This is a genomic window from Aeromonas caviae, from assembly GCF_000819785.1.
Taxonomy (GTDB): Bacteria; Pseudomonadota; Gammaproteobacteria; order Enterobacterales; family Aeromonadaceae; genus Aeromonas; species Aeromonas caviae.
The window spans coordinates 1-7,823 of record NZ_CDBK01000082.1 but is presented as its reverse complement, the minus strand read 5'-3'; the positions used below and the strand labels follow the sequence as shown (position 1 = coordinate 7,823).

Genomic DNA, 7,823 nt, shown 5'->3' with positions numbered 1-7,823 from the left:
TACTTAAGAAGCCCAGTCGAAAGACTGGGCTTTTTTTCGTTTTCGATACCGTACTCCTTTTCTCTCACATCAACACCACCATCATCCGATCATCGCCCCTGAGAGAGGTTGCCGCTATAATGGCCGCCCTCAAGCAAGGTGGTGGTATGAAAGCAGAGTATCTACAGCGATTCGGGGGCATAGCCCGTCTTTATGGTCAGAGTGCGCTGCGCTCCTTCAGCCAGGCGAAAGTCTGTGTGGTAGGGATTGGTGGCGTCGGCTCCTGGGCGGCCGAGGCGTTGGCTCGGGCCGGTATCAACCAGATCACTCTGATCGACATGGACGACATCTGCATCACCAACACCAATCGCCAGATCCACGCCATGCAGGGCACGGTCGGCCGTCTCAAGACGGAGGTGATGGCCGAGCGCATCCGTGCCATCAACCCGGATTGCGAGGTGATCGAGGTGGATGACTTCATCACCGCCGACAACCTGGGCGAGCATATCAAGCGGGAGTTTGACTATGTGGTAGATGCCATCGACTCGGTCAAGGCCAAGGTGGCGCTGATTGCCTTCTGCAAGCGCAACAAGATCCCGGTGATAGTGGCGGGCGGTGCCGGCGGGCAGATGGACCCGACCCAGATCACCGTGGCCGACCTGGCCAAGACCATTCAGGATCCGCTGGCCGCCAAGGTGCGCTCCGACCTGCGCCGACTGCACAACTTCAGCAAGAATCCGGCGCGCAAATTCGGGGTGGAGTGTGTCTTCTCAACCGAGCAGCTGAGTTATCCGGATGGCAATGGCGGCACCTGCCAGGCCAAGGCGGCCAGCGACGGCAATATGAAGATGGATTGCGCCTCCGGCTTCGGTGCCGTGACGCCGGTGACGGCCACCTTTGGCTTGGTTGCCGCGTCCCGTGTATTGAAGAAGATTGCCGAGCGGGGAGCCCGCGCCGAGAAAGAGGCCGGAGATGAAGGCACAGGGTCGATTGGCGAAGCCTGATCGACCAATGTACAAGGTGGGTTAGGCAGCCTGCTCCCGGATTGCCAACACGATTGCCCTGAGCCCGTTGCCTCGCGACGGGCTCAGGTGTTTCTCGAGCCCCAATTCGCTGAAATAGGCATCCATATCAAAAGCTTGGATAGCGTCGGCACTCTGATGATTGAGTGCCGCCAGCACGATGACGATAAGACCGCGCACGATGCGGGCGTCTGAGTCGCAGGCAAAATGCCAGTTGCCGTCCTCACCTACCTCTCCCTTGAGCCAGGCCTGGCTCTCGCACCCTTTCAGGCGGTTCTCTTCCTGCTGCCACTCTGCTGGCAAGGTGGGTAGCAGCTTGCCGAGCTGGATGATGAGGCGGTACTGGTTCTCCCAGCCGTTTGCTGCCGCAAACTGCTGGCGGATGGTATTTGCGTCGGGCTCAACGCCTATCCGGGTGTAGGTTGTGAGGCTGTTCATCGGGTGTCTGCCTTAGAAGAAGTCACTGAGTTTGTGCAGGGCGGCCAGCAGGGCGTCCACATCGTTCCGATTGTTGTAGCAGGCCAGGGAGGCACGCAGGGTGCCGCCGATACCGAGCGATTCCATCAGCGGCATGGCGCAGTGGTGTCCTACGCGCAAGGCGATCCCCTGCATGTCGAGCAGAGTAGCCGCATCCTGGGGGTGGATATCCTCCAGCAGGAAGGAGACTGCGCCAGCGCGCTGACCGGGTTCGCCGACCAGACGCAGCCCTGGCACCTGTTGCAGTCCGGCAACCAGATAGTCGGTCAGCGCCGCTTCATGGCTGGCCAATGAATCCTTGTCCTGCTCCATCACAAAGTCGATGGCGGCGGCCAGGCCGATGGCGCCAGCGATATGGGGGGTGCCTGCCTCGAACTTGAAGGGCAGGGTGTTGAAGGTGGTGCCGCTGAAGCTGACCCTGTCTATCATCTCGCCGCCGGCCTGCCAGGGGGGCATCCGCTCCAATAGCTCAGTGCGGCCCCACAGCACGCCGATCCCGGTCGGGCCATAGAGCTTGTGGCCGGAGAAGGCGTAGAAGTCGCAGCCGATAGCCTGCACATCCACTACGAGATGTGCCACCGCCTGGGCGCCGTCTATGAGGCTCAGGGCCCCGACCGCCTTGGCCGCTGCCACCATCTCTTTGACTGGATTGACGGTGCCAAGGGCATTGGAGACGTGAGCCACGCTCACCAGTCGGGTACGTGGTCCCAGCATGGCGTGATAGGCAGCCATGTCGAGATCGCCCCGCTCATCGAGGGGGACGACCCGGATCACGGCGCCGGTGCGTTGGGCGATCAGCTGCCAGGGGACGATATTGGCGTGATGCTCCAGGGTGCTGAGCACGATTTCATCCCCCGCCCTCAGCTCGCTCATCCCCCAGCTCTGGGCCACCAGATTGATCGCCTCCGTGGTGCCACGGGTCCATATCACTTCGTGGCTGCGAGGGGCATTGATAAAGCGGGCAACCGTCTCGCGGGCATCTTCGAAGGCGCGTGTGGCCCGGCCGCTCAGGGCATGGGCGGCGCGGTGCACGTTGGCATTGTCGGCCCGATAGTAGTGATTGATCGCATCCAGCACGGCTTGCGGTTTCTGGGTGGTGGCGGCGTTGTCCAGATAGACCAGAGGGTGGCCGTTCACCTCCTGCGCCAAGGCCGGAAACTGGCCGCGCAGCCGGGCGTGCTGTTGCTGATTCATGCTCCCCTCATCTCGTCTGGAAAAGTCGGTCATGATCCGGAAAATGGCGGGCAAACACAAGATGAAGTGGCGGGATCCCGTGCCCGGTTTCGGCTGCCCGCGGGATCTCTGCTACAATGCCGCCCCTCATCATAAGCCAAGAGATCCGGCCCATGAAGCTCAACCCCAATCAGAACGAAGCGGTCAAGTATGTCTCCGGCCCTTGCCTGGTGCTGGCGGGTGCCGGATCGGGCAAGACCCGCGTTATCACCAACAAGATTGCCTATCTGGTACAGCAGTGCGGCTACAACGCACGCAACATAGCGGCGGTCACCTTTACCAACAAGGCGGCGCGGGAGATGAAGGAGCGGGTCGGTCAGACCCTGGGTCGCAAGGAGGCGCGGGGGCTGATGGTCTCCACCTTCCATACCCTGGGACTCGAAATCATTCGTCGCGAGCACAAGAGCCTGAACCTCAAGGCCAACTTTTCCCTGTTCGACGACACCGATCAGCTGGCGCTGCTGAAAGAGCTGACCGAGGCGGAGCTCGACAACGACAAGGACAAGCTCTCTGCCCTCATCAGCCAGATCTCCAACTGGAAGAACGACCTCATCCTGCCGGCCCGGGCCATGCGTATCGCCCGCGGGCCTGAAGAGGTGCTGATGGCCCAGCTCTACGAGCGCTACCACCGCCAGATGGTGGCCTACAATGCGCTGGATTTCGACGACCTCATCGTGATGCCGACCCTGCTGCTCAAGAGCAATCAGGAGGTGCGCGAACGCTGGCAGAACAAGATCCGCTATCTGCTGGTCGATGAATACCAGGACACCAATACCAGCCAGTACGAGCTGGTGAAGCAGATCGTCGGCGAGCGGGCCCGCTTCACCGTGGTGGGGGATGACGACCAGTCCATCTACTCCTGGCGCGGTGCCAAGCCGCAGAATCTGGTGCTGCTGAACGAAGATTTCCCCAATCTGCGGCTCATCAAGCTGGAGCAGAACTACCGCTCCAAGCGGCGTATTCTCAAGTGCGCCAACATCCTGATCGCCAACAACCCCCATGTCTACGACAAGGCGCTCTTCTCCGAGCTGGACGAGGGGGTGAAGCTCAAGGTGCTGTTTGCCAAGAATGAGGAGCACGAGGCGGAGCGTATCGCCGCCGAGCTGATGGGCCACAAGTTCATGAATCGCACCCGCTTCAAGGATTACGCCATCCTCTATCGGGGCAACCATCAGTCGCGCATTTTCGAGAAGGCGCTGATGACCAACCGCATTCCCTACCGTATCTCGGGCGGTACCTCGTTTTTCTCCCGCACCGAGATCAAGGACATCATGGCCTACCTCAAGCTGCTGGTGAACCCGGACGAGGACACTGCCTTCCTGCGGGTGGTCAACCTGCCGCGCCGCGAGATAGGCCCTACCACCCTCGAAAAACTGGGCCAGTACGCCAACCAGCGTGGCAAGAGCCTGTTTGCCGCCAGTTTCGAGCTGGGGCTGGAGCAACACCTCTCCGGGCGCGGTCTATCCGCCTTGCAGGCTTTCACCAACTGGCTGGTACGGCTCGGTGAGCAGGCGCTGCGCGGCAATCCGGTGGAGGCGGTGCGGGACATGATCAAGGAGATCCACTACGAGGAGTGGCTCTATGAGACCTCCCCCAGTCCGAAGGCGGCGGAGATGCGGATGCAAAACGTCTCCACCCTTTATCGCTGGATCAGCGAGATGCTGGAGGGGGATGAGTTGGAGGAGTCGATGACACTTGCTCAGGTGGTGACTCGCCTCACCCTGCGGGACATGATGGAGCGCAACGAAGGGGAGGATGAGGCGGATCAGGTGCAGCTGATGACATTGCACGCCTCCAAGGGGCTGGAGTTTCCCTATGTCTACATGGTGGGCATGGAGGAGGGGCTGCTGCCCCACCAGACCAGCATCGACGAGGACAACGTGGAGGAGGAGCGGCGCCTCGCCTACGTGGGGATCACCCGGGCCCAGACCGAGCTGACCTTTACCCTCTGCAAGGAGCGTCGCCAGTTTGGCGAGTCGGTACGGCCGGAGCCGAGCCGCTTCCTGCTGGAGCTGCCCCAGGATGACCTGGAGTGGGAAAACCAGAAGAAGGTGACGGCAGAGGAGCGCCAGCAGAAGGGGCAGGTTGGTGTCGCCAACCTGCGGGCCCTGTTCAAGAAGGATTGAGGCCGGAAGGCTTGGCCTCTCGGGCGGCCTGACCCAGCAGGGGGGGAATATCGGCTCCCGGTAGCGGGGGGGAGATGTGGCGCCCCTGCCCGAGGGCACAGCCAAGCTCGATGAGCTTTTGCAACTGCTGCTGATTTTCGATCCCCTCGACCACCAGGGTGAAGTCGAGGTCCTGACAGATGTCCCGCATGGCGCGGATCAGCGCCAGATCCTTGGGTGAGTTCAACATGCGATGGGTGAAGCTGTCGTCCACCTTGATGTAATCCACCGGGAAGTGAAACAGGGCGTTGAGGGAAGAGAAGCCGGTGCCGAAGTCATCCAGGCTGACCTGGATCCCTTTCGCCCTCAGTTCATGCAAGGCTGTGAGGGAGTCGGCACTCTGCCGGGAGAGCTCGCGTTCGTTGAACTCAAAGATGAAACATGCGGGGATGACACCCTCCTCCTCCATGATGGTGAGCAGTTGCATGATCTGCTCGTGGCTGGCCAGGTGCTTGCCGGAGAGGTTGATGGCTATCCTGAAACGACCGACCCCGGAGGCGGGTTGCCAAAGCTTCAGTTGCTGGCAGGTGCGCTTGAGGATCTGGCGGTCCAGATCCTGAATGAGGCCGCACTGCTCCGCCAGAGGAATGAAGTCGAATGCATCCTTGAGCTCCCCTTCCTCCGTTATCCAGCGCGCCATCACCTCCAGTCCGACCAGGCGGCTGTCACACAGCCTGATCACCGGCTGGAAGTAGGGCACAATCCGCCCTTCCCGCAAGGCTCTGAAGAGCCGCTCTTCCGGTGACCCCGCCTGTTCGGTACAGGCCTCCGAATACATGACGATGCGGCTGCGACCGTTGCGCTTGGCCTGGTACATGGCGAGGTCTGCCTGGTGCAGCAGTTCACTGACATCGGCCGTTTGCTCCGTCACGCTGGCGACCCCCAGACTGACGGTGATGGTCAGTTCGTTGCCCTGGATCCGGAACGGATGGCCGATACGGCCAATCAGGCGATTGAGCACGGGGCTGATGTCCTCTTCCCGCTGGCTGTTGTCCAGATAGATGACGAATTCGTCCCCTCCGAGCCTCGCCACCATGTCATTTTGCCGGATGCAGCCTTGCAGCCTGCTGCCCAGCTCCTGCAGCAACTGATCGCCAGCACTGTGGCCCAAGGCGTCATTGACCTGCTTGAAGTGATCCACATCGACGAAAATCAGGGTGAAGCCGGCTGTCTGGTAACGGCGGTAGCGGGTCATTGCATGATGCAGGTGATTCATCAGCAGCGCCCGGTTTGGCAGCTGGGTCAGCGGATCGTGCAGGGCATTGAACTGGAGCCGCCGCTCCAGCTCCTGATGATGCTTGAGCCGTTTCTGCAACCTCAAGTTGGTTTGGCGCAGCTGTTGGAGGCGCTGGTTGATGGACTCCTCCGAGTTGAGCTCATCGAGTTGCTGTCGCACCCTTTTGAGCTCCAGCAGCAGGGTCAACTGATGGCGCAGGAAATCGAGGAACAGCCTGTCATCGGTTTCCAGAGGCCGGGTCATGTTGAGGATGAGGTGGGCAAAGTATTGCTGCTGCTGACGCAGGGGCAGGCTGTACCAGTAAAGTCCCTCTTCATGGCGCTCTACGCTGTTGGTGCTGTGGCACATGGCCCGAATGATGTCATCGTCGTATGTCAGGTGTGGTGGATAGAGTCGCTCCAGTCGCTGGTTTTCCAGCCGGATCAGCAACATGTCGCTGACCGAGAGCATCTGGCGCAACACAGCTTCCAACTGGGCAAACAGAGCATGCTGAGGCAGGTTGTGAGCCAGGCGCATGACTCGGCCGATCTTCTCGATTTTCTCCTGCCACTGGGGATCCCGTTGCATGAGAGGGGAAGCCTGCCCCGTCAGCTGGGTACCGGTCTGGGTTTCGTGCAGGCGTTTGGCCAGGCACTCCAACAGCAACCTCAGGGTGGGTGCCTGATCCGGGGTGCTGCGTGCCAGCAACCACTGCACGTCGATATGCTCCACAGGCTGCACGCACCAGCCCTGACCTTCATCGAGCCGGGTGAGCTGTTCGGTGAGGCGAGGTTCTTCCCGTCCCAATTGTTGCTTGAACACGTCGGGAAGCTGATAGGTGTAGCGCCAGTTCAGCCCCCCGTCGGCCAGCCCCAGCATGGCGAAATGTTGCAGAGGGCAGAGTGTGTCCAGCAGACCGACCAGTCGGGCGTAATCCTCGGGGGAGGCAATGCCGGGGGCGGGGAAATCCATGATGGAGGAGACGACCGCCAGCAAGGAGTGCGAGTCTGGCGGTGTGGTGGGCTGAACTGACATGCAACACTCCCGAAAAAACTTACCTTCAAGCGTAGTCGGAAGTGATGGGATTGAAAGGGCTGCAAGAGGAGCCCTTTCAATTACTTAGAGCTTGTCGATCATGTAGTGAATGGCGTTCTCGATCTCTTCGTCACTGCAGGTGGCGCAGGTCCCCCGCGGTGGCATCATGCCAGCCTTGCCGGTGAAGCCTTCGATGGCGTGTTTGCGCAAGGTGTCGAATCCCTGGGCGATGCGTGGCTCCCAGGCGGCCTTGTCACCTCGCTTGGGGGCGCCGGCGGCACCGGTATCGTGGCAGGCGAAGCAGGCACCCTTGAACACGGTCTCTCCGTCACGTGGGCCGGAGGAGGCTGCTGCAGGCGCCGCCGCCGCGGTCGCAATGCCTTCCAGATCCTTGGCGGTATAAACCTGGCCAACCGGGGCAATACGCTCGGCGATGGCCTCTGTCGACATGTCATCGGCGGCAAGGACGGCGCCGGACAGAGTGGCGGCCGCCATCCCGGCAGCCAGCAAATAGCTCAGTTTTTTCAACACGCTCATGTACTCCCAGCAGGCTCTTATTATCCCCAGAAAACGACGGGATTATAACCGAATAGTTACAGCCATTTAAACGCTTGTGTGTGAAGTGTTAAGCAATCTGCAAACAAAGTGGTAGAGCGGGAAGGGGTGATCCCACATAAAAAAAGGCTATGTCCCAAT

The 7,823-nt window shown here is 60.7% G+C and carries 6 protein-coding genes; 2 read left to right on the top strand and 4 right to left on the bottom strand.

Annotation, left to right across the window (positions count from 1 at the left end):
• Positions 1 to 146: 146 nt before the first annotated feature.
• On the top strand, positions 147 to 983 hold the full coding sequence (gene tcdA / locus BN1120_RS13420) for a tRNA cyclic N6-threonylcarbamoyladenosine(37) synthase TcdA (protein WP_042016480.1): 837 nt from the start codon (positions 147 to 149) through the stop codon (positions 981 to 983).
• A 21-nt stretch (positions 984 to 1,004) separates the two neighbouring features.
• Here tcdA and BN1120_RS13415 read toward each other — a convergent pair whose 3' ends face one another.
• Both BN1120_RS13415 and BN1120_RS13410 read right to left on the bottom strand, forming a co-directional pair.
• Entirely contained in the window at positions 1,005 to 1,439 is a 435-nt protein-coding gene (locus BN1120_RS13415) for a SufE family protein (protein WP_042016479.1), read from the bottom strand.
• Positions 1,440 to 1,451: 12 nt separating this feature from the next.
• Positions 1,452 to 2,672: an aminotransferase class V-fold PLP-dependent enzyme gene (locus tag BN1120_RS13410; protein WP_042016478.1), complete on the bottom strand. Its 1,221-nt coding sequence runs from the start codon at positions 2,670 to 2,672 to the stop codon at positions 1,452 to 1,454.
• Positions 2,673 to 2,824: 152 nt separating this feature from the next.
• Between BN1120_RS13410 and rep the strand changes: the two genes are divergently transcribed.
• Positions 2,825 to 4,837, top strand: coding sequence for a DNA helicase Rep (rep, locus tag BN1120_RS13405; protein ID WP_042016481.1), 2,013 nt, complete (start codon positions 2,825 to 2,827; stop codon positions 4,835 to 4,837).
• On the opposite strand, the gene BN1120_RS13400 is transcribed toward rep, so the two are convergent.
• Positions 4,824 to 7,127: a putative bifunctional diguanylate cyclase/phosphodiesterase gene (locus BN1120_RS13400; protein ID WP_042016477.1), complete on the bottom strand. Its 2,304-nt coding sequence runs from the start codon at positions 7,125 to 7,127 to the stop codon at positions 4,824 to 4,826. The genes rep and BN1120_RS13400 overlap by 14 nt on opposite strands.
• An 84-nt stretch (positions 7,128 to 7,211) precedes the next feature.
• Positions 7,212 to 7,664: a c-type cytochrome gene (locus BN1120_RS13395; RefSeq protein WP_039041132.1), complete on the bottom strand. Its 453-nt coding sequence runs from the start codon at positions 7,662 to 7,664 to the stop codon at positions 7,212 to 7,214.
• Positions 7,665 to 7,823: the final 159 nt, after the last annotated feature.